This window comes from Poseidonibacter antarcticus, from assembly GCF_003667345.1.
Lineage (GTDB): Bacteria > Campylobacterota > Campylobacteria > Campylobacterales > Arcobacteraceae > Poseidonibacter > Poseidonibacter antarcticus.
In genome coordinates this window covers 361,218-384,670 of record NZ_RCWF01000001.1, presented here as the reverse complement: position 1 = coordinate 384,670, position 23,453 = coordinate 361,218, and the positions used below count along the sequence as shown (strand labels likewise).

The following is a 23,453-nucleotide window of genomic DNA, read 5'->3' as shown; positions in this document are numbered from 1 at the left end:
TTATAATTGTGGTGCGATTATTCGCATAAAGTTTTCAAAGAATATTCTTATATGAGAAGCACTTTTCATATTTCCTGTAGAATTTTTTAAAAGATTTTCCATCCAATTTTCAAGATTTAAAATCACCTTAGAAGAATATACAAAAGTTGCAACTTCATAATTTAGAAAAAGACTTCTATTATCTAAATTTACACTTCCTATCATTGCTAAATTATCATCAAAAAGTATTGCTTTTGCATGAAGCATTGAACCTTTATATAGTTTTATTTCAATATCATTATCTTGTAATTCTCTCATAAAAGAGCTTCTTGTTATATCTGCAATAAAATGATTTGATTTCTTTGGAGTTATTAATTTTATATCTATACCTTTATGTTTTGCAATAATTAAAGCTTTTGATAGAGTCTCATTTGGAACAAAATATGGAGACACAATCCAAATTCTTTTTTTTGCTAAAAATATTGAATTTAATATAATTTCGTACAAAGGATCTCTTTTTACATCAGGTCCACTTGGGACTACTCTAATTTGTGTATCTTTATTTGTTTCTTCAATTTTAGTATTGAAATTCAATTTTTCTTTTGATGCATAAAACCAATCAGATGCAAAAATTGTGAAAAAATCTCTTACACAATCACCTTTACAAGAAAAAAGAATATCTTCCCATTGTGCGTCATTATACTCTTTTCCAAAATATTCATTTGTAAGATTTATTCCACCACTTAATACTTTTTTATTATCAAAAATATATATTTTTCTATGATTTCTTAGATTTATATAATTTCTAAATGGTATTCTAAGAATAGGCATAAAGAATCTTATTTCTGCACCAAGATTTCTTAATCTTTCTAATTTGTTTTGAAATAAATATACTGACAATGAGCCTAATGAATCAATTAAAATTCTAATTTCAACACCTTGTCTTGCTTTTTCTTCTAAGAGTTCTATAATCTCATTAGTAAGATTATCGTATTTGAATACATAAGTACTAATAAATATAGATTTTTTTGCTTCTTTTATCGAAGATATAAATTCATTATATACTTTTACATAATCTGTAAAAATTTCTAATTCACCAGCTGTAGGACATTTGAAAATACCATCGTATTGTGTTTTAGAATTTTTTGGAATTTTTCTTATGTGGATATTTTCATTTTTATATTTATTTCTTCTTTTTCTACTTCCAAATATAAAATATAAAACAACTGCTAAATATGGGATTAGAAGTACAAATAAAATCCAAGCTATCATTGTAGATGGTTCTCTTCTTTTATATACCATATGAATAAGAACTAGCATAACAGTAAATTCTCGTAATAAAAGAAGTATATAAATAATAATATTTGAGAATTCGATATTCAAAAAGTTCCTTTAAAAAATAAAATATAACATTCTACACTATTTTCTATTTTATTCATTTAAATAATTAATTATTAAAGTGAATTTAGATAGGTTTAACTAACAAAAAATGAAAAGAGATAGTTTGAATAAATTTATAAATAATTTCGAATTTAATGATAAAAATTACAATTATTATAATTTAAAAAAAATAATTGAAAACTATCCTGAACTAGAAAGCTTACCATATACATTAAAAATATTATTAGAACAAAATATAAGAAATACAAATAAAAACGAGATTAATGATGTAATTAATATTTTTATTAATAGAAGTAGTTTAAATCAAATTAAACTTTATTCAAATAGAATAATTATGAATGAATTGAACTCTGTACCAGTTTTATTGGATTTTAATTGTATGAATGAGCATATACATAAGATAAATAATAACACTGAATTAATTAATCCAAAAGTAATGATTGATGTTGTAGTTGATAATTTTGATAAAAATGAACAAAAAAATAAAGAAAGATATACCTTTCTTAAATATATTGGTAATAAATATAAGAACATCTCTATTATTCCACCAAATAAAAATATTATATCACAAGTAAATTTAGAATATTTATCAACAGTAGTATCTTTATGCCATAGTGATAATAAAGATATTCTTTGCCCTGAAGTTTTAGTTGGAACAGATTCTCATAGTACAATGATAAATTCTTTAGGAATGTTAGGTTTAAATATTGGAAGAATTGAAATACAAGCAGCTATTCTTGATTCATTTATAAGTATAGACTTTCCTTCTATTATCGGGGTTGAAATTAAAGGTTCTCTTGGTCAAGGTACAAGTTTTAAAGATGTTTTTTTTGAATTAAAAAATATTTTAATAAATAGTAGAATTAATGGGAAAATAGTAGAATTTTATGGTGATGGATTAAAAAATATATCTTTAGAAGATAGAACAGTATTATCAAATTTAGTGCTACAGTGTAAAGGGAAATGTGGATATTTTCCTGTTGATAAGAATACTATTTTTTTTATTGAACAAACAAGAGGTGTAAATGCAACACTTATAAAAACATATTATGAAAAACAAGGTTTGTTTTTAACAGATAAGATAATGAAATATGATGAATATTTAGAGCTTGATTTATCATTAGTAAAACCTATTTTAATTGCATTAAAACCTATTGATGAAGAAATTTCTGCAAATGTATTAACAAGTAAATTAAAAACATTTAAAAAAGGTAGCTTTGTACAAGATAATGATATTGTCTTAGCAATTATTGATATATGTGATAATAAAACAAATCCATCATTATTAATTCAAGCATCACTTGTTGCTAAAAAGGCATGTGAAATTGGAATAGGTATAAATAAAAATATTAATAGATATATAATATTTGATTCTTTAATACAAAAACAATTTCTAGAAAAACTTGATTTACTTAAATATATGGAAAAATTAGGTTTCAAAATTGTAAAAAAAGAAGATGTTAAATTAAATGAAAGTATTAGTTTAGATATTGAAAAATTTAATTTAAATGTATCTTCTTTATTCTCATCTGACAAAAATATAAAAAATCAAATTAATAATTTAAGTAAATCTAATTGGATGACATCTCCTGCATTAATAATTGCATATACTTTAAAAGGAAATATAAATTTTGATATTACAAAAGAAAATATTATTCAAGATTTATATTTAGGTGATATTTGGCCTAGTATGAATGAAGTTAATGAATATTTAGAAAAAATAGATTATTCTATGTATAAAGACTTATATAAAAATATATTTGAAGGTGATGAATATTGGAAAACTTTAGAATATGAAGATTTTTCAAGTTATATGTATGATAAAAATTCTACGTATATTAGTAAAATAGATATTTTTGATATTAAAAATTTAGAAAAAATTGATATAAAAAATGCAAAAATTGTAGCTTTATTAGATGACAATATAACTACAGAAGATATCTCTCCTTTAGGGAATATAACTTCATATTCTCCTTGTGCATTATTTCTTAAATCATTTGGATTAAGACCTGATGAATTTGATACTTATGAAAATAGACATGCAAATGCTTTAGTAATGATAAGATCAATACTATCTAATATTAAACTACAAAATAGAATAGTTAGTCCTAAAGAGGGTGGATATACAAAAGATTTTCAAACAAGTGAGATTATTTCTATATATGATTTTTCACTAAGAATGAAAGCGGATAATACACCATTAATAATTTTTGCAGGAAATAGATTTGGACGTGGAAAAATAAATGATTGGTCAGTAAAAGGTTTAAAGATTCTAGGAGTAAAAGTAATAGTTGCAAAATCTTTTTCTAAGAAATATAAAAATGATTTAATAAAGCTTGGTATTTTACCGTTAGAATTTATTGATGATGATATAGATTCTTTAAAATTAAAAGGCTTTGAAATTATAAATATAAAAAGTAATAAAATAATAGTAAATGATAAAATTGATTTAGAGATTATTAAAGATAATAATTCAAAAGTTATTACTGTTCAATCTAAATTAGATAATCCTATGGAAGTAGAGTATTATAAAAATGGTGGAATTATGGAGTATTTATTAAAAGACATTATAAAATAGGAAGAAATTTTTTAAATACAATTGCAGTTGTATTTAAAAAGAATAAAAAAGACCGTCGCGTAATCTTTTTTATTTTAACTAATGTCTGATAAAGTAATTGTAAACTATTTTAATTACAAAGTGGTTACAAAAATGTTTTATATAACATTATTACTAAAATTATAGTATTTAGAATTAAAATATATCTTTTATATGATTTTGAATGAACTTTATTTTTAAGTATAATTCCAAAATAAACACCAATTAATGAACCTATACCAACAATTAAACCTTCAGTAAAAAGCATATGTCCACTCAATGATAAAGATGTAAATCCCGCAATAGATGAGAATATTACAAAAAATAACCCAAGTGCAGTAGCTGCTTTTAAATCATATTTCAAAAAGCCTATTAAAATAGGAGTTAATATAACAGAACCACCAACTCCAATACTCATGGCAATTAAACCTGTAAAGAAACCTATGATAAATAATGTTAATTTATTTTTGGATTTTTGTTCACATTCGTGTTCAGCTGGAGTTATAAATATTTTTATAACTGAATAAAATAAAATTAATACAAATAAATATTGCAAAAACTCATTTGATACATTTGTTACAATATAACCACTTTGTAAGCCACCTACGAAACCACCAATTCCAATAATAATTCCATCTTTTAAAACTCCTTTTGCTTTTTTAGAGTTTAAGAAAGAACCATAAATTGATGAAAATACCATTTGCATAATTGAAATAGCAACTGCTTCTTTCATTACATATCCTGATACTAAAAGCAATGGTACTAAAATCATACCACCACCAACACCAAAGAAACCAGATATAAAACCAGTTATAACTCCAAAAGCAGCTAATTCAAACATTATAATTTACTTCTTTATAGAATTCATTGCATTAATGAATTTATTATAATCTTCTTCAAGTTTTTTATCTTTTTGACTTACATCAATTCCATCTTCTTCTTTAATAGCTGTTTCTAAGACGTGAATTCTTTCAATTAGATATTTGAACATCTCTTTATTAATATCAGGTAAATCATTATGAGCTAATTTACAGTTTTTAGAATCTTTTTTGATAATTTTTGCAGGAACTCCAACAGCAGTTGAGTTCTTTGGAACATCACAAACAACAACAGAATTTGCTCCAACTTTTGAGTTCTTTCCAATTGTTATATTACCTAAAACTTTTGCACCACTTCCTATAACCGCATTTGATTTAATAGTAGGGTGTCGTTTACCTTTATCAAGACTTACACCACCTAGTGTTACCCCTTGATAAATTAAAACATCATCTTCAATTATTGTTGTAGCACCAATAACTACACCAATAGCATGATCTATAAATACACGTCTACCAATAGTTGCAGCTGGGTGAATATCAGTTTTTGTTAAAATTGAAGCTAATCCACCTAAAATTCTAGCTGTTCTTTTCCATCCCTTACAATACAATTTACTTGTAATTCTATGATTTATAATAGCCCAAACACCTGGGTAGTTAAAAAATAGTTCAACAGTTGAATCTAATGCAGGATCATTTAGTTTTGGGACATTGAAGTCTTCTTTTATTTGAGCCCAAAAAGAAATACTTTCTTTAATTTCTTCTTTTTCTTCTGTCTTCTCATCTTCATTTATCATTATAACTCCAAATTGTTTTTAAATAATTATTTTCATTTAAATATTTCTCTAATATTTTATATGTATTTATATCTAAATTCTCTTTAAGTCTTTTCTCAATATCTGAAGTATCATAATCAATATCTTCAAGTATATCAATAATTGTTTGTGATTCATTAATTTTATCAAGTACGATTTGACCATTTTTAAAAATAACATTTACTTCAGTTGGATGTGAAAATAAATTATGTCTCATACCTAAAGTATCTTGATATGCACCAACATTAAAAAATCCTATAAAATAATCTTCTTTATTTAAATCTACATCATGTAAATATAAAGGTTTCTTAGAATCAAATGGTAACTCTCCATCACTATCGCAAGTAATATCCCATAATGAAGCACTTCTTGTTGGTTTCTTATCCAAATGTGTTAGAGGCATTATAGGAAATTCTTGATTTATTCCCCAATAATCAGGTAATGATTGAAACATAGAAAAATTTAATAAATATTTTTCTTGTATATTTTCATCAAGTTTTTTTAACTCTTCATAGTCTTCAACTTCAAGTTTATTAATAGCTTGTTTTATAATTTGATGAGTTAATATCTCAGCATTTGATCTATCTTGTAAATCAATATAACCTAAATCAAATAGTGTTAATAATGATTCCATATAATCAATAGCATCATGCATATATTCATAAGATGTTCTTTTTGCCATATCTGTATAAAGTGCATTTAGTTCTTCAATTAATGGAGGATTTTTTTCTTTTAAATTTAAATGTTCAAGTTCATATTCAGATGAAAAAAGTTCAAGTACAGGTGTAATTAAAACACTTGAAGAAGCTGATATAAATCTCCCAGATTCTGTGAAAATATTTGGCTCTTCAACGCCTTTTTGTTTTGCAATATCTTTTAATGTAAATATTACATCACTTGCGAACTCTTGAAGTGAATAAAATCTACTTCTTTCGTATGCGCTATATTCAACAGCTAATCCACCACCAATATTTATAGCATTAAGATTATTAGCACCTAGATTTTTAAGTTCTGCATAAATATGTCCAGATTCTCGAAGAGCTTTTTTTAAAGGTTTTATAGAGTTCATAGCAGAACCAATATGAAAATGAATCATAGTTAAATAATTAATCATATCATGTTCTTTTATCATTTCATAAGCTTCAAGTATTTCTGTTGATGTTAATCCAAATTTAGAATTTATTCCACCACTTTTTGCCCAAATACCACTACCTCCACTGTGAAGTCTAACTCTTAGTCCAATATTTGGTGAAGATAAAGAAGTTTGCTTTTGTACTTCTATTATTGTTTCAAGCTCATTTATACCTTCAATAATAAGTGTTATATTATGACCTTTTTCTTTTGCAATAAAAGCTAAATGTATCATTTCTTTATCTTTAAAACCATTAACTGTAATAGGTGCATTTAGATTATTATATGTCATTGCAATTATAAGCTCAGCTTTACTTCCTGCTTCTAAACCATAATTAAACTCTTTCCCACTTTGAACAAGCGGATGAACAAAAGAGGGTAATTGGTTTACCTTTAAAGGAAACACTGCATTAAATGTTCCTTTATATTTATACTCTTGGATACTTGCATTAAAAGTATTGTATAAAGTAGTTATTTGTTTTTTTGTTATGTGAGGGAATCTTAAAAGAAGTGGTCCTTTAAAGTCTTGTTCTCGCACTTCTTTTACAATAGATAATAATGAAGGTTTATTTTCATAGTTTACTTTTGCTAATCCATTTTCTATTAAAAAATTTCCATCATCCCAAATATCAATTCCATAATTATTCAAATTTAGAATTCCTCTATCTTTATAGTTTTTTCTTCTCTTGTATCTATGTTTTTAATATAGATACTTTTTTCATTTAGTTCTTTTTCACCAATTAATGCAACTATATTTGCTCCTGTTTTTTCAGCAAGTTTAAAATGCTTTCCGAAACCTCTTGGAGTATATTCTATAATTGTTTTAGTTGTTTTTCTTTTTGTATTTGCAACTTTTAAAACAGTATTTAAAGAAGCTTCATCTAAAGCACCAATATAAATAATATCTTTTTTACTCTCTTTCATTTTAACAAGTTCTAATAATCTTTCAATTCCAATAGCAAAACCAATACCAGCAGTAGGACGACCTCCTAGAAATTCAACTAATCTATCGTATCTTCCACCACCTGCTATTGCACTTTGCGCACCAATATCATTTGATACAAATTCAAAAGCTGTTTTTGAATAATAGTCCAATCCTCTAACTAAATTAGTGTCAACTTCATATTCAACATCATTAAAGTCTAATATTTCTTTTAATTTTTCAAAATCAGTATTACAAGATTCACATAAATTATGAGTAATTTTTGGAGCATCTACTAGTTTTGCTTGACATGATTCAATTTTACAATCTAATACTCTAATCGGATTTGTAAGAATTCTTTTTTGACAATCTTCACAAAGTTCATCTTTAAAACCATTTAAGTGTTCTATAAGTTTCTCTTTATATTGAGGCATACAATTCATATCACCCAAAGAGTTTAACTGTAATTTAAAACCAATTTCAAAGAAGTCTAAAATATCTTTTATCATCATTATAATATTGGCATCTTCATAAACAGAATCTACTCCAAATACTTCACAACCAAATTGGTGAAACTCTCTTAAGCGTCCTTTTTGAGGTCTTTCATATCTAAACATTGGTCCATAATAGTACCATCTTTGAGTTCCACCAGCACGATCTAGTTTTTTTTCAACAAAGTGTCTTACAACTCCTGCTGTTCCTTCTGGTCTTAAACAAACTTCATGACCACCCTTATCTGTAAAGTTGTACATTTCTTTGTTTACAATATCAGAACTCTCACCAACTGATCTTTTAAATAAAGCAGTTTCTTCTAAAATAGGTGTTTCCATATATGAAAATCCATATCTTTTAGCAATAGCAGATGCATTATCTACAAAATATGTAAATAGTGTACTTTCATCATTTACTATATCTTTCATCCCTCTTAGGCTTTGAATTGTTGCTTTATTCTCTTGTTTACTCATTTAAAAAATCCTCTATTTGTTTTTCTATTTCTTCTATTTTTAAACTGGCATCTATAAATAGATGATTTATTCCAAGTTTAAGTATTGTTTCTTTCATTCTATTTTGAATATTTATTAAATATTCAATTCCTCTTAATTCAATTGCATCATTTTCTTTTTGAGATAATCTAAATTTTAACTCTTTGGGCGTTAATTCTAGAAGTATTGCGTGACTTGGTAATATATTATTAGTAGCTAATAAATTAAGTTCAATCATTTTTGTTAATGGAAAAGTTGAAGCATAAGAAATACCTGATATTAATGATCTATCAGATATTACAAGTTTATTTTTATTTTTAACAATAACTTCTTCAATATGCTCAGCTCTATCTGCTAAAAATAAAAACATCTCAGCAATTTTTGATTTCGCTTCACCATTTAAGGCCATTTGTCTTAATTTTATACCAATTTGTGTTCCACCTGGTTCTTTAGTAAAAATTGCATTTGTATATTTTTTTTGTAATAAATTTAATTGTGTTGATTTTCCAGCTGTATCAATACCTTCAACAACTACATACATTCTACAACTTCTTTAGGTACTAAGTGTTGGAACTTACCATCAAATCTTATTATTTCTCGTACAATTGTTGAAGAAACAAAAGCATTTTCTAGTGTTGGCATAAGATATAAAGTTTCAATTTTATTATTAATAGAAGCATTGGCATAACCCATTTGCAGTTCAAATTCAAAATCTGAAACTGCTCGTAAACCGCGAATTATAGTATTTACTTTTAATTGTGTTGCTAAATCAACTAGAAGCGTGTCAAACCCTTCAACTCTAACATTTGGAAGATGATGTGTAGCTACATGAGTAAATTCTACTCTTTGTTCTTGAGTGAACATAGGTTTTTTTCTCTCACTTTTTGCAACAGCAATAATTACTTCATCAAATATATTAGCAGCACGTCTAATAATATCTAAATGACCATTTGTAATTGGATCAAACGTACCACTATATATGGCTCTTCTATAACATTCTTTCTCTTTAATATTTTTAGGCATTTTTATTCCCATCTTTTATATAAGTTATTATCAATTTTTAGTAAATCGAACCATTTGCCGATTAAGAAATTTTCCATTTCTTCTAATGTTTGTTGTTTTGAATAGTATCCAAGAATCGGAGGTGCAATGGTTACTCCTAATTTTGATAATTTTAGCATATTTTCTAATGCAATTGAATTAAAAGGCATTTCTCTTGGCGCTAGAATTATACATCTGTTTTCTTTTAACATAACTGTAAAAGCTCTTGTAATTAAAGAATCTGAAATTCCGACAGAACATTTTGCAAGAGTATTCATAGAACATGGAATAATAATCATTTTATCTACTTTAAATGAACCGGATGCAATGGGAGCACTTATATTAGAATCTTGAAATATTTTTACATTTTTATATTCTTTAAATGTATCTTTTACTGTAATTCCATTTTCTAATTTTAATGCAATTTTTGCACTCTTAGAAAGTACTAAATAAACTTCAATATTTGAGGGGATTTTTTTAACAAAATTAAGTCCTAAACTAGCACCACTGGCACCTGATATCGCAACTGTAATTTTCACTAGATGCCTTTTAATTTTTTTTGTTTAAAAAGATAATATCAAAAAAAGACTTTTAATTCAAATTGTATAACTACATGTGTTAACACATATAGATAAAGTACCTTAAAAAGCCTATTCTTGAGATAATACTAAGAAATATTTAAGGTTAACCTGATAACATTTTGTATAAATATTATACTTATTGTTAAGGAATTATAAATGTTAAATGTTTTTACATATATTAGAATAAATAAAAATAATGAAAAATATACACAGGATCAAAAAAACATATTAAATAATTATGTAAAAGAACATAATATTGATGTTTATAAAAATATAGAGATAGATATAAGTATGCCAAAGGATGAAAAAAATATATTAGAATTACTTAGAAATTGTGAAAAAAATTCTACTATTATAGTATATGACTTAAATGTTTTTGGAAGAACAATTGAAAGGATTTTAGAGATTACAAAGTTTCTTTTATCAAATAAAATTAGAATACTAGTTATTAATCAAAATCTTGAATTAGTTGATGATAAAGATATGTTAACTCAAATGATTTTAGGAATGATATCTATGACAATTAGTTTAGAAAAAGATCTTATGAGTTTGAGAACCAAAGAAGCATTAACAGCAAAAAAACTATCAGGTGTTAGCTTAGGTAAACCAGTTGGTACAATTCAAAAATCTAAATTTGATAAACAAAGAGACAAGATAGAAGAGTTACTCTCAGTTGGTCTTTCTGTAAGAAAAATAGCTAAACTTCTAGGATATAATAATCACATTGGCTTAAATAATTATGTAAAAAAAAGAAATATTAGACAAAACTTAGCTAATAATATTGACGTTCTTAGTTAATATATAAAATAAAAGTTGTAAGTATCTTTATGTGATTATGTTTACTTTCATTTACTTTTTATTAAATTATTATTTAAACTGATATTTTATACTTTTTATTAATTATTGATATCTTCAGTTTCTAAAGCTATAATTTTAATGAAGTGAGTAATAAAATAAATATACGAAGGTAATATATGATTAATATTTTAATGATAGAAGATGATCCTGATTTTTCATTATTTTTAGGGGAATATTTAGAAAAATATAATATTAAAATAACTAACTATGAAGATCCATATTTAGGATTAAGTGCTGGTATATCTTCATATGATTTATTGATACTTGATTTAACTCTTCCTGGAATAGATGGGTTAGATGTTTGTAAAGAAATATCCTCAAAATATGATATCCCAATTATAATTTCAAGTGCTAGAAGTGATATTACAGATAAAATTATGGGTTTACAAATTGGAGCTGATTATTATCTTCCTAAACCTTATGACCCAAAAGAAATGTATGCAGTTATTCAAAGTTTATTAAGACGTGTAAATAGAGTTTCAAAAGTTGAAAGTAAAAGTGATTTTATTCTAATTAAATCTAAACAAGAAATAGTATTTAAGAATAATCATTTAGTATTAACTCAAGCAGAATATGAAGTTTTAAGTTCTCTTCTTGAAAATAAGAATGCAATTGTCTCAAGAGAACAAATTGTAAATGAATGTTCAAGTTTAAGTGATAGCTATAGTAAAAGTTTAGATGTAATTATTGGAAGACTTCGATCTAAATTAGATGATAATTCAAAAAATCCTAAATATTTATTTTCAATTCGTAACTTAGGGTACAAATTAGCACAATGAATATAAACTCAATTACAACCAAAATTTCTTTAATATTTCTTTTTTTTATTTCAATTTTACTTGCATTATTTTTTTTATACGTTGATTATGAAAAGAAGCAAGAATATAAAAAAATAGAAAATTATTATGTAAATATCTCATCTTATTTAAGAGATAAAAAGATGGATAGAAAAGATACTATTAAATATTTACAACGTTTATCTTTTACATTAGAAAATAATCATGAAAAAATATTAGATAATGCAGAAGTAATTTTCTCAAAAAGAGGCTTTGAATTATTTGTATATAAAAAATCTTATTATTTACATATAGCAAATCCTTTTTTTAGAGTATTATTCAAAGATCCTAGAATTTTTAATCCTTCATATTCCCCGTATCTTATTTTTATTTTCTTATTTTTATTCTTGATTTTCTTATATTTATGGTTAATCAAAAGCTTACAACCATTAAAAGAGTTAAAAAATAATATATCAAGTGTTTCAAATGGGAATTTATCAATTTCTTGTAAAAGTAATAAAAAAGATGAGATAGCAGAAGTATCAAATGAATTTGATAAAGCAGTTCGAAGGATTGAATTATTGCTTAATTCAAGACAACTTTTTTTAAGAACAATAATGCATGAATTAAAAACACCAATTGCAAAAGGTAGAATTGTAAGTGAATTAATAGATAATGAAAAGCAAAAAAATAGAATGATTGATATTTTTAAAAGACTCGATTTTTTAATTAATGATTTTTCAAAAGTGGAACAAGTTGTTTCAAAAAATTATAAAATAGCAAAACATAATGTTTCTTTATCATTAATCCTCGATGATGCACTTAATACTTTATTATTGGATAATCAAAAAGAAAAAATTCTTTTAAATATCAATCCAAAAGACAAAATCAATGCGGATTTATCTTTAATATCAATGGTAGTAAAAAATTTAATTGATAATGCATTGAGATATTCGTATGATGGTAAAATACAAATTGAACAAAAAGATAATGAACTTTTATTTATTTCTAATGGAAAAAAACTAGAAAAAGAATTTGAAGAATACTTTAAACCTTTTCATAATGATGTAAAATCAAAAAATCATGGTATGGGATTAGGACTTTATATAGTTAAATCAATTTTAGATATGCATGATTTTGATTTTAAATATGAACATCAAAATGATAAAAATATTTTTAGAATAATTACTTAATAAGAAGATTATATTACTCATAATTAAAGTATTAGTATTTTTCTTTGCCTTATTTATATTTACTTCATACAAATTATAGTAAAATCACATCTATTTAGATATATGGAGTAAATATGAAAGTTTTATTAATTAAAGATGTACAAGGTACAGGAAAAGCTGGTGAAGTTAAAGATGTTAAAGATGGATATGGAAAAAACTTTCTAATTGGAAAAGGTTTAGCATTACATGCAACAAATGATGTATTAGCAAAATATAGAGCTGAGCAAAAAAGAAAAAAAGCAAAAGAAGCTTTAGAATTAAAAGAAGCTGAAGAATTAGCAGAAAAATTAAATGCTACTAAACTTACAGTTAAACACAAAATTGGTGCTAATGGTCATTTAATTGGTTCTGTAACAAATAAAGAAATTGCAGAAGAATTAAAAGAACAATTCTCAATTGATATTGATAAAAAGAATCTTTCATTAGATAAAAAGATTAAATCAGAAGGTACATTTAACGTTGATTGTAAATTAGGTTATGCAGTTCACGCCACACTAGAAATTATAATTATTGGAGAATAATTAAATGTTTGATGCTACAACTATACTTGCGTATAAAGGTAAGAATAAAGCAGTAATTGGAGGTGACGGTCAAGTTACTTTTGGAGATACTGTTTTAAAAGGTAATGCTACAAAAATTAGAAAGCTTTATAAAGGTCAAATTCTTTCAGGATTTGCAGGAAGCACTGCTGATGCTTTTAATCTTTATGATATGTTTGAAAGTCATTTAGAAATTACAAAAGGTGATTTATTAAAAGCAGTAATCTCTTTTTCAAAAGAGTGGAGAAAAGATAAAGTTTTAAGACGGCTTGAAGCTATGATGATAGTTTTAAATAAAGAGCATATTTTTATTTTAAGTGGAAATGGTGATGTTGTTGAACCAGAAGATGGAGCTATTGCTTCAATTGGTTCAGGTGGTAACTTTGCTATTTCAGCTGCTCGTGCATTAGCTAAACATGCAAACTTAGATGAGGAAGAACTTGTAAAAGAATCTCTTCTTGTTGCCGCAGAATTATGTATTTATACAAATAAAAATATTAAATTATTAAAAATAGAGGATTAAAAAAGTATGGATTTAACACCAAAGCAAATTGTTGCATACTTAGATGATTATATTATTGGGCAAGCTAATGCAAAAAAAACAATTGCATTAGCTCTAAGAAATAGATATAGAAGAATGAAAGTTGAGCCAATTCTTCAAGAAGAAATTATGCCAAAAAATATTCTTATGATTGGTAGTACAGGTATTGGTAAAACTGAAATTGCAAGAAGATTAGCAAAAATGATGTCTTTGCCTTTTGTTAAAGTTGAAGCTAGTAAATATACAGAAGTAGGTTTTGTAGGTCGTGATGTTGAATCTATGATTAGAGACTTAGTTTATGAATCAATAAATATCGTAACACGTGAATATGAAGATAAAATAAAAGATAAAATAGAAGCAGAAGTTCATAAAAGAATTATTGAAATTTTAGTTCCTCCTCTTCCTGAAACTGCAAGTGAAAATGCAAAAGAATCGTTTATTAAAACTTATAATACGATGGAAAAGAAACTTCTTGATGGTTCTTTAGATGATAAAAAAATTGAAATAGAAGTACCTAAAAAAGCTCATGTAGAAATTTTAGATTCCAATATGCCAATGGATATGTCTTCAATGCAAGAAAGCTTAAATAAAATGCTTGGTGGATTGAATAAAGATAAAATCAAAAAAGAAGTTACAATTAAAGATGCAAAAATTTTATTAAGAGATGAAGCTAGTTCATCTTTATTGGATGAAGAAGCTATCAAAATAGAAGCAGTTAAAAGAGCTCAAAATGGTGGAATTGTATTTTTAGATGAAATTGATAAAATTGCATCAGGTAAAACAAATCAAAATCAAGACCCAAGTAAAGAGGGTGTTCAAAGAGATTTATTACCAATTGTTGAGGGAAGTAGCGTTCAAACAAAATTTGGTCAAGTAAAAACAGATCATATCCTTTTTATAGCAGCTGGTGCTTTTCATGTTTCTAAACCAAGTGATTTATTACCTGAACTTCAAGGAAGATTTCCTTTAAGAGTTGAATTAGAATCACTAGATGAAGAAGCATTATATAAAATTTTAACAAATACTAAAAACTCATTATTAAAACAATATGAAGCATTATTAGCAGTTGAAGAAGTAGAATTGGAATTTGATGATTCTGCAATTAGAGCATTTGCAAAGTATTCAGTTACAGCAAATGAAATGACTGAAGATATTGGTGCACGAAGACTTCATACAGTTATTGAAAAAGTTATTGAAGATATATCATTTGATGCTGATGAAAAAAAAGGCGAAAAAGTTATTGTTACTGAAAAGCTTGTATCTGAAAAGTTAGACGAAATTGTTGATAATGTTGATACAGCAAGATATATATTATAATTTGTAAATAAATAATTTTTTTGATAGAATGAAAACAGATGAATCAAATGGGAGATTTTAAATGGATATTATTACATTTTGTGAATTAGATGATAAGATATTTAATAGTGAACATAAAGTAGAGTATTTTCATAATGGAGTATCAAATAAAGCTGATATATTTATTATTGATATTGATTCTATTTTTGAATTCGAAGAAAATAAAAGTAGTAATAGTAAAGATAAATTTGTTTCAATTGCAATAATTGAAGATGAGAGTGATTATGATGCTTTCAAAAATTTTGGAATTGATGCTTGGATTAAATCTTCTGATCTTTCTGAGATTAATGGTTTACTAAATCTTGTAGAAAAAAGGATTTTATCATAATTATAGATACACATTGTCATTTAGACAACAAACAATATTATGAAGATATTGATGATGTAATACAAAAAGCACTATCAAATGGAGTTAAAGGTTTTTTAATTCCTGGTGCTGATTTTAATGATCTTCCTCAAGCAATAAAACTTGCTGAAAAATACGATGAAGTCTTTTTTGCAGTTGGAATTCATCCTTATGATATAGATATGTATGATGAAAGTATTTTTGAAAAGTATATTAATCATCCAAAATGTATAGCAGTAGGGGAGTGTGGTTTAGATTATTTTAGACTACCTGAAGATGAAGAAGAAAAAATAGCAAATGTTAAAAAACAAAAAGAAGTTTTTATTGCTCAAATTGAATTTGCAAAGAAAGTTAATAAGCCTTTAATTGTTCATGTACGAGAAGCTTCAAATGATTCACGACAAATTTTAATGGATTATAATGCGAAAGAAGTAGGTGGTGTTTTACACTGTTTTAATGCAAGTGAACATCTTCTTCCTTTAAGTGATCATAATTTTTATTTTGGAATTGGTGGGGTGATAACTTTTAAGAATGCAAAAAAACTTGTGGATATTCTTCCAAAAATCCCAAAAGAAAAATTAATTATTGAAACAGATGCACCTTATCTTACCCCTCATCCTTTTAGAGGAAAAAGAAATGAACCTTTTTATACTACTTTAGTTGCTGATAAAATGGCTGAAATATTAGAAATCTCAAGAGAAGATATTGAAAATCTTACAAGTAAAAATGCAATAAAATTATTTAATGAGTTTTCTAGTCTATCTTAGATAAAATATCTATATATACTAAAAATAGGAATTTACTTGAATAAAATATTATTAGTTGTATTTTTATCATTAAGCTCTTTTTTTAGTAATTTAAATGCATTTGAGTTTAATAAAAAAGATTATGAAGTTCTAAAAGATTTAAATATTGAGAAATCTTTCTCACATGATGAAGAACTTCAAGATTTATATGATAAATTATCAGCAAAAAATCATTTTCGTACTTATAAAAAGAATTTGAAAGATGCTTCGGTTTATATATCTAAAATTAAAGAAGTATTAAATCAAGAAGGTTTACCAACAAGTTTTCTATATTTACCTATGGCAGAATCAAATTTCAAATTAGATGCGAAATCTTCATCAAAAGCTTTAGGAATGTGGCAGTTTATGTCTAGTACTGCTAAAGTGTATAAATTAAGAAATGATGAATATGTTGATGAAAGATTAGATTATGTTAAATCTACACATGCAGCATCTAAATATTTAAGTTATCATTATGATAGATTTGGTAAGTGGTATATAGCTATACTTGCCTATAATTGTGGTGAAGGAAGAGTAATTGAAGGAATTACAAGAGCTACTTTAGATAAATATATTTTACTCTATCCAAATAAAAAAAATACAAAAAAAATAAAAGAATATAGAAGAATAATAAAAGAATATTTAACAACTAAAAAAGGTTTTAGTAAAGTTAATAAAATATATAAAGAAATTAAAAAATTAAATGTTCATATAACTGCAAGAGATCTTTTAAAAATACAAAAAAATCTAGATAGACAATATATACCATCTGAGAGTCGTGCTTATTTAAAGAAAATTGTAGTCCTTTCAATGATTGCAAATAGAAATTTCTTAAAAAAAGGGTATATTTTTGATAGAGATATAAATTCAACACTTACAACTGTAAAAGTAAAAGGTGGTCTACATTTAAGAAGTATTGCAAGTATTTTAAAAATGAAATTCAGTTCATTATCTAAAATGAATATGCATATTAAACAATATATAACACCTTCAGATGTTAAAAAATATGATGTTAATATTCCGTATTCAAAATTAGCTATATATAATAAAAATAAAAATAAAATTGTAAACAATACTTTTAAGATATATCATGTTAGAAAAGGTGATACATTATCAAGTATCGGAAATAAATTTAATGTTAGATATAGTTCAATTAAAAACTTTAATGAATTAAAATCAAATAAATTAAGATTAAAACAAAAATTAGTAATTCCAATAGTTAATAATAAAATAAAAAAAGTTAGTAATAAGTCTATAAGAAATAATATTATAAAAAGAGAAAAAAAAATAGAGGGAAGAGTATATAAAATAGTAATATATAAAGTAAAAAATAGAGATACATTAAAAAGTATTGCACATAAATTTAATGTTGATATAGGAAAACTTAAAAAAGACAATAAGTTAAAAACAGATAAAGTAAAAATTGGGAATAAAATTATAATTGAAGTTTCTTTTATGAAAAAACCTACAAGAATAATTGCTAAAAAAATATATAAAATAAAAAATGGTGATTCATTAAGTGGTATTGCCCATAAATTTAGAGTTGATGTAAAAAAACTAAAAAAAGATAATAATTTAAACACAGATAAAATAAAAGTCGGAGATAAAATTGCAATATATAAATAAATTTCTTAAATATAGTTTAACAAGCAGTTTTTTAATAATTGTATTATTAATAACTGGTTGTTCTTCAAAAAAAGGAAGTGTAAATACTTCAGATATAAATAGAATATATAAAAGTACATCAAATAACAATATAAGAAATTCAAAAGCAATGCATAGAGCGACATTACGTCCTTACTCTGTATTTGGAGAAAGATATTATCCTTTTATTGCAAATATAAATGATCAATTTACAGGAATAGCATCATGGTATGGTCCAAACTTTCATGCTAAAAAAACTTCTAATGGTGAAACTTACAATATGTATGATATGACAGCTGCTCATAAAACACTTCCTATGAATACAGTATTGAGAGTTGATAATCTTGAAAATGGTAAGAGTGTTATTGTGAGAGTTAACGATAGAGGTCCTTTTGTTGATGGTAGAATTATTGATTTATCAAATACTGCAGCCCATAAAATTGATATGGTTAGAAAAGGTACAGCAAGGGTAAAAATAACAGTTTTAGGATATAATGGCGAAATACAGAATTATAATGCTCCTGTAAAACAAGCACATAAAGAAATTACAAAACCAAAAGAAATTACACAAGTTATAAAGCCCATGTCTCCTATAAAAATAGAAGAAAAAACTATCGTTTATGATAATTATAATTTACAAATAGGTGCTTTTAGTAAATTGAATGGTGCAATGATAACAAAAAGAAAATATGAAAATATGTTCAATAATCAATATAAAGTTGATGTTGTAAAAGTTGTCTCAAATAATAGGTTTTTACATAAAGTATTTATTAGAGGCTTTAATTCACGTAAGCAAGCAGAAATGTTTAAAGATTTAAATGGCTTAACTAGTGCAATTATAATTAGAAAATAGGGTTAGAAAATGGTAGAAGAAAATAGAAAAACAAAAGAGACTGATATTAAGTGTAAATTAGATATTCAAGGTAATGGTAAATCTAATATTAATACAGGTGTAGGTTTTTTTGATCATATGCTTGAAGCATTATCAAAACATAGTGGAATTGATATTGATTTATCTTGTAATGGAGATTTACATATTGATGCACATCATACAGTTGAAGATTGTGGGATTGTTTTAGGAAAAGCTCTTAAAAGTGAAATATTTCCAATCCATGCAGTTGAACGATATGGAAATGCAACGGTTGTAATGGATGAAGCAGCGGTTACTTGTGCTTTAGATTTATCAAATAGACCTTATTTAGTTTATGAAGTGAATGTTGAGGGTAAAGTAGGTGAGTTTGATGTTGAACTTGCAGAAGAATTTTTTCATGCAGTATCTGGAAATGCTGGATTAACTGTACATATTATTCAAGATAGAGGAAGAAATAAACATCATATCTTAGAAGCTAGTTTTAAAGCATTTGCAGTTGCTTTAAGACGTGCATTAGTTAAAAATGAAAGATTAGGAATTCCTAGTACTAAAGGTATTTTATGATTGAATTAATAGTATTAGATGTTGATGGTACTTTAACAAATGGACAAATCACATATTCAAATAGTGGTGATGAAATAAAATCATTTGATGTAGCTGATGGCTTAGCAATTAGTACATGGACAAAAAAACTTGGAAAGAAAGCTGCTATTATTACAGGAAGAAATTCTTTAATAGTTGAGAAACGTGCAAAAGATTTAAAAATTGAACATTTACATCAAGGTGTTCATAATAAAGATGAAGTACTTCAAAGCATTTTAGACAAAGAAGGTCTTGCTTGGAATCAAGTTGCATGTATTGGAGATGATTTAAATGATTATAGAATGCTTAAAAAAGCTGCAATTTCATTTACTCCTGCAAATGGTACAAGACATTTAAAAGATTTTGTAGATGTAATTTGTAAAGCTAAGGGTGGAAGTGGAGCTGTTCGTGAAATGATTGAACATATTTGTAAAGAGGATAGTTTAGAAGAGGAATTTTTAAACGCATGGATATAAGATTTTTTAATTATGTATTATTGATTTTGGCAATAAGTGCGTATTTTATTCCTGTTGAAAATATAAAAAAAGATGATGCAAATAAAGATATTGCTTTGGTAATATTTGAAAAGCCATTAATGCATACCTTAAATGAACAAAATGTTTCAAGAACTGTAAGTGCGAGTCATGTCATTAGATATAAAACAAGAGATGAAATGTATAATGCAAATATTCTTTTAAGAAATAATTTAAAAAATAAAAATTTTAAAATTGAAACTTTAGAAGCTCAAGTTATTATTAAAAAAGGTGATGAACTAAACTTAAGAAGAGATGTAAAATACAAAAGAGATGATTTTATAAATTTAAATACTAATTCATTAGATTATAATTTAAAAACTAAATTAGCTCAGAATAACGTAGCTTATAATGGTAATTATTATAACAATTATATTAAAGGTACAAATTTATATTTAGATGGTATAAATAGTTATATGAAATCAAATAATGTTCATTTTGAAATTGAAGTAAAAAATAAATAATAAAAGGTAAAAAATGAAGATCTTAGGGAGTCTATTAATATTATCAACATTTTTATTAGCTCAAGTACAACAACTTGTAATTGATGCAAAGAATTTTGAAGCAGATGATAAAAAGGGTATTTCTATCTTTACAGGTGATGTAAAAATAAAAATGGGTAAAGATAAGTTAAATGCACAGAAAGTTGAAATATTTTTTGTTAATAAAAAAGGTAGCGAAAATAAAGTTCCATCTAAATATATAGCAACTGGAAAAGTTAATTTTGAAATTGTTACAGAACTAAAACATTATGTGGGTAATGGTGATAAAATTATATATTCACCTATTAAACAAGAGTATACTGTAATAGGAAATGGTTTTTTACAAGAAAAAAATGATGATAGAAAAATCTACGGTGATAAAATTTATGTAAATCAACTTTCAGGTGAGGCTAGAGTTAGTGGTAGTGATAAAAAACCAGTTAGATTTATTATAAATATTGAACGTGGTTCAGAAGAATAAGGAAGGTATTAAATGAGAATAGTTGAAGCAAATTTTATGGAATCAGCTCAAAGCATACAAGATTCACCAAGTCCTGATAAAGCTGAAGTAGCTTTTTTAGGTAGATCAAATGTAGGTAAATCATCATTATTAAATACATTAACAAATAGAAAAGGTTTAGCAAAGTCCTCTTCTACCCCTGGTAAAACACAGTTAATTAATTATTTTAATATAAAATTTAAAACAGATAAAGAAGATTTACCATTTTTATATGGAAGATTTGTAGATTTACCTGGTTTTGGTTATGCAAAGGTATCAAAAAGTTTGAAAAGGGATTGGAATAGTAATTTAACTGGGTATTTAGAAAAAAGACCTTGTTTACAAATTTTTGTACATTTAATTGATGCACGACATACAGATTTAGCTATTGATAAAAATGTTGATGAGTTTTTGAATACAATTAAAAGAGGTGATCAACTTATTATTAATGCGTTTACCAAAATAGATAAATTAAAGAAAAATGATTTACAAAAGTTAAAAAGAGAAAATCCTGATGGTATTTTCATCTCAAACTTAAAAAAACAAGGGGTAATTGACCTTCAAAATAAAATTACGGAGTATTTGTTTGGAAATTAAATTTTTAAAGCCAGATGTAACGTTTATTACATCTATGCAAGAAGTAGTAAAAGAAGAAGTGGAAAACGGAAATATTCTTTTACGAACTGATGATGAAATGGCTAATACAATTAGATCTTATATAGTTGTTGAAGTTGATGGTGAAATGGCTGGTTTTACTGCTTTATACATACATTCTCAAAGATTAGCAGAAGTAAGAAGTCTTGTAGTCTCAAAAAAATTTAGAGGTCTAGATCTTGGAAAAAAACTTGTTGAAGAGTGTATAAAAGAAGGAAGAAAATATAAGTTAGCACAGATATTATCTTTAACATATGCCAAAGGTTTTTTTGAAAAATCTGGTTTTAGAATGATTCAGAAAGAAGCAATTCCAGAGCATAAAATTTGGGCAGATTGCATAAGATGTAAACATTTTCCAATATGTGATGAAATTGCAATGGTTTTTGATCTTTAAAATAATATATAATTAGGATTTTTTTAAATTTCCTAATTCTTAAATGTATTATCCTCTATCCTCTTATTATTCTTGTATTTTATAATTTTTATAGCTCATAAACTTGTACATTATATATATTAATTTAATTTTCCTTTGTGTAGATTAGTAATAATAATTTATATTCTTATATAAATATAATTAAAATAAATTTTTCTAATTAAAATAATTAAATAATTATTGTACTATTAGATTCTATATTTATACTAATAGGAGAAAGTTATGAAAATAATAATACTAAGTTTACTTTTACTTTTTACTTTACAAGCAAGTAATTTAACTAAAGGAAATGATGAATATCTTAAGCAAAATTATAAAGAAGCTAAAAGATTATATAAAATAGCATGTGATAACAATAAATATGTAGCTTGTTATAAATTAGCTCTTTTATATCAAGAAGGGAAAGGTGTTAATCAAAATTATGCAAAAGCAGTAAATTTATATAAAAAGGCATGTGATGCTAATGTTTACAATAGTTGTTATAATCTTGCTTTACTTTATTCAAAAGGTCATGGTGTAAAAAAAGATAATAAAAAAGCTACCCAACTATATTCCAAAGCATGTGATGCTAAGGTTTACAGAAGTTGTCATAATGCTGCATATTTATTTGAAAAAGGTGATGGTGTAAATAAAGATTATCTTAAAGCACTTAATCTATATACAAAAGCATGTGATAATGGTATAGCTGAATCTTGTATGAATTTGGGTGTAATGTATAAAAATGGGCGAGGTACTAAACAAGATTATGTAAAAGCTAGAATTCTTTATGAAAAATCTTGTAAGGCAGGCGTTTCATTAAGTTGTCATAATTTAGCTTTACTATATTCAAAAGGTTTAGGGGTTTCAAAAAGTTATAACAATGCTAATAGGTTATACAAAATTGCTTGTGATGGTGGTATTGCTAATAGTTGCATGAATCTTGGTTTATCTTATTATCAAGGAAGAAGTGTTTCTAAAAATAAAACTATGGCTAAGAATTTATATAAAAAGGCTTGCGATTATGGATATGAAAAAGCTTGTAATCGTTATAAAACTTTAAAAAATGAAGGTTTTTAAAG

At 25.3% G+C, this 23,453-nt stretch carries 26 protein-coding genes; 18 read left to right on the top strand and 8 right to left on the bottom strand.

From position 1 onward, the window contains the following. The gene (locus tag D9T19_RS01885; protein WP_121626499.1) at positions 1-1,362 is read right to left on the bottom strand and encodes a phospholipase D-like domain-containing protein; all 1,362 of its coding nucleotides are present in this window, start codon (positions 1,360-1,362) and stop codon (positions 1-3) included. A 121-nt stretch (positions 1,363-1,483) separates the two neighbouring features. Between D9T19_RS01885 and D9T19_RS01880 the strand changes: the two genes are divergently transcribed. Further along, positions 1,484-3,958: an aconitase family protein gene (locus D9T19_RS01880; protein ID WP_162984523.1), complete on the top strand. Its 2,475-nt coding sequence runs from the start codon at positions 1,484-1,486 to the stop codon at positions 3,956-3,958. 124 nt (positions 3,959-4,082) lie between these two features. Here D9T19_RS01880 and D9T19_RS01875 read toward each other — a convergent pair whose 3' ends face one another. From D9T19_RS01875 to D9T19_RS01845, 7 genes are read right to left on the bottom strand one after another with little or no spacing between them, the layout of a single operon-like run. After that, complete coding sequence (locus D9T19_RS01875) at positions 4,083-4,817, bottom strand: sulfite exporter TauE/SafE family protein (protein WP_121626497.1); 735 nt, start codon at positions 4,815-4,817, stop codon at positions 4,083-4,085. A 6-nt stretch (positions 4,818-4,823) separates the two neighbouring features. Beyond that, the gene (gene cysE / locus D9T19_RS01870) at positions 4,824-5,588 is read right to left on the bottom strand and encodes a serine O-acetyltransferase (RefSeq protein WP_121626496.1); all 765 of its coding nucleotides are present in this window, start codon (positions 5,586-5,588) and stop codon (positions 4,824-4,826) included. Next, positions 5,578-7,386, bottom strand: a complete 1,809-nt coding sequence (gene speA, locus D9T19_RS01865) for a biosynthetic arginine decarboxylase (protein ID WP_121626495.1) — start codon at positions 7,384-7,386, stop codon at positions 5,578-5,580. The genes cysE and speA overlap by 11 nt, the downstream gene beginning before the upstream one ends. A 2-nt stretch (positions 7,387-7,388) precedes the next feature. Beyond that, positions 7,389-8,624, bottom strand: a complete 1,236-nt coding sequence (gene hisS / locus D9T19_RS01860) for a histidine--tRNA ligase (RefSeq protein WP_121626494.1) — start codon at positions 8,622-8,624, stop codon at positions 7,389-7,391. After that, positions 8,617-9,183 carry a dTMP kinase gene (tmk, locus tag D9T19_RS01855; protein ID WP_121626493.1) on the bottom strand — a complete coding sequence of 189 codons (567 nt, stop codon included), beginning with the start codon at positions 9,181-9,183 and terminating at the stop codon, positions 8,617-8,619. Before tmk ends, hisS begins: the two co-directional genes overlap by 8 nt. Further along, a complete protein-coding gene (gene coaD / locus D9T19_RS01850; RefSeq protein ID WP_121626492.1) occupies positions 9,174-9,665 on the bottom strand; it encodes a pantetheine-phosphate adenylyltransferase in 492 nt (163 codons plus the stop codon). The genes tmk and coaD overlap by 10 nt, the downstream gene beginning before the upstream one ends. Before the next feature lie 2 nt (positions 9,666-9,667). Further along, positions 9,668-10,222, bottom strand: coding sequence for a UbiX family flavin prenyltransferase (locus tag D9T19_RS01845; protein WP_121626491.1), 555 nt, complete (start codon positions 10,220-10,222; stop codon positions 9,668-9,670). A 198-nt stretch (positions 10,223-10,420) separates the two neighbouring features. Between D9T19_RS01845 and D9T19_RS01840 the strand changes: the two genes are divergently transcribed. The 17 genes from D9T19_RS01840 (at position 10,421) to D9T19_RS01760 (ending at position 23,451) form a co-directional block, all read left to right on the top strand. After that, positions 10,421-11,062, top strand: coding sequence for a recombinase family protein (locus D9T19_RS01840; RefSeq protein ID WP_121626490.1), 642 nt, complete (start codon positions 10,421-10,423; stop codon positions 11,060-11,062). Positions 11,063-11,238: 176 nt separating this feature from the next. After that, positions 11,239-11,901, top strand: coding sequence for a response regulator transcription factor (locus D9T19_RS01835; protein ID WP_121626489.1), 663 nt, complete (start codon positions 11,239-11,241; stop codon positions 11,899-11,901). Next, positions 11,898-13,091, top strand: coding sequence for an ArsS family sensor histidine kinase (locus D9T19_RS01830; protein WP_121626488.1), 1,194 nt, complete (start codon positions 11,898-11,900; stop codon positions 13,089-13,091). Before D9T19_RS01835 ends, D9T19_RS01830 begins: the two co-directional genes overlap by 4 nt. Positions 13,092-13,204: 113 nt before the next feature. Further along, on the top strand, positions 13,205-13,651 hold the full coding sequence (gene rplI, locus D9T19_RS01825; protein ID WP_121626487.1) for a 50S ribosomal protein L9: 447 nt from the start codon (positions 13,205-13,207) through the stop codon (positions 13,649-13,651). A 4-nt stretch (positions 13,652-13,655) separates the two neighbouring features. After that, a complete protein-coding gene (gene hslV / locus D9T19_RS01820) occupies positions 13,656-14,192 on the top strand; it encodes an ATP-dependent protease subunit HslV (RefSeq protein WP_121626486.1) in 537 nt (178 codons plus the stop codon). Positions 14,193-14,198: 6 nt separating this feature from the next. Then, the gene (gene hslU, locus D9T19_RS01815; protein ID WP_121626485.1) at positions 14,199-15,527 is read left to right on the top strand and encodes an ATP-dependent protease ATPase subunit HslU; all 1,329 of its coding nucleotides are present in this window, start codon (positions 14,199-14,201) and stop codon (positions 15,525-15,527) included. Positions 15,528-15,588: 61 nt separating this feature from the next. Beyond that, on the top strand, positions 15,589-15,894 hold the full coding sequence (locus D9T19_RS01810; RefSeq protein WP_121626484.1) for a hypothetical protein: 306 nt from the start codon (positions 15,589-15,591) through the stop codon (positions 15,892-15,894). Next, positions 15,888-16,679 (top strand): TatD family hydrolase, encoded by a 792-nt coding sequence (locus tag D9T19_RS01805; RefSeq protein ID WP_322900261.1) that lies wholly within the window; start codon positions 15,888-15,890, stop codon positions 16,677-16,679. The genes D9T19_RS01810 and D9T19_RS01805 overlap by 7 nt, the downstream gene beginning before the upstream one ends. A gap of 36 nt (positions 16,680-16,715) precedes the next feature. Next, complete coding sequence (locus tag D9T19_RS01800) at positions 16,716-18,323, top strand: LysM peptidoglycan-binding domain-containing protein (protein WP_121626482.1); 1,608 nt, start codon at positions 16,716-16,718, stop codon at positions 18,321-18,323. After that, positions 18,307-19,194 (top strand): septal ring lytic transglycosylase RlpA family protein, encoded by an 888-nt coding sequence (locus tag D9T19_RS01795; protein WP_228197943.1) that lies wholly within the window; start codon positions 18,307-18,309, stop codon positions 19,192-19,194. Before D9T19_RS01800 ends, D9T19_RS01795 begins: the two co-directional genes overlap by 17 nt. A 9-nt stretch (positions 19,195-19,203) precedes the next feature. Then, positions 19,204-19,776, top strand: coding sequence for an imidazoleglycerol-phosphate dehydratase HisB (gene hisB, locus D9T19_RS01790; protein ID WP_121626481.1), 573 nt, complete (start codon positions 19,204-19,206; stop codon positions 19,774-19,776). Beyond that, entirely contained in the window at positions 19,773-20,270 is a 498-nt protein-coding gene (locus D9T19_RS01785) for a KdsC family phosphatase (protein WP_121626480.1), read from the top strand. Before hisB ends, D9T19_RS01785 begins: the two co-directional genes overlap by 4 nt. Continuing rightward, the gene (locus D9T19_RS01780; protein WP_121626479.1) at positions 20,261-20,791 is read left to right on the top strand and encodes an LPS export ABC transporter periplasmic protein LptC; all 531 of its coding nucleotides are present in this window, start codon (positions 20,261-20,263) and stop codon (positions 20,789-20,791) included. Before D9T19_RS01785 ends, D9T19_RS01780 begins: the two co-directional genes overlap by 10 nt. Before the next feature lie 13 nt (positions 20,792-20,804). Then, a complete protein-coding gene (gene lptA / locus D9T19_RS01775) occupies positions 20,805-21,290 on the top strand; it encodes a lipopolysaccharide transport periplasmic protein LptA (RefSeq protein ID WP_121626478.1) in 486 nt (161 codons plus the stop codon). Positions 21,291-21,302: 12 nt separating this feature from the next. Beyond that, positions 21,303-21,905 carry a ribosome biogenesis GTP-binding protein YihA/YsxC gene (gene yihA, locus D9T19_RS01770; protein ID WP_121626477.1) on the top strand — a complete coding sequence of 201 codons (603 nt, stop codon included), beginning with the start codon at positions 21,303-21,305 and terminating at the stop codon, positions 21,903-21,905. Then, positions 21,895-22,356, top strand: coding sequence for an N-acetyltransferase (locus tag D9T19_RS01765; protein WP_121626476.1), 462 nt, complete (start codon positions 21,895-21,897; stop codon positions 22,354-22,356). The genes yihA and D9T19_RS01765 overlap by 11 nt, the downstream gene beginning before the upstream one ends. A 261-nt stretch (positions 22,357-22,617) precedes the next feature. Continuing rightward, complete coding sequence (locus D9T19_RS01760) at positions 22,618-23,451, top strand: SEL1-like repeat protein (RefSeq protein WP_121626475.1); 834 nt, start codon at positions 22,618-22,620, stop codon at positions 23,449-23,451. Positions 23,452-23,453 lie beyond the last annotated feature (2 nt).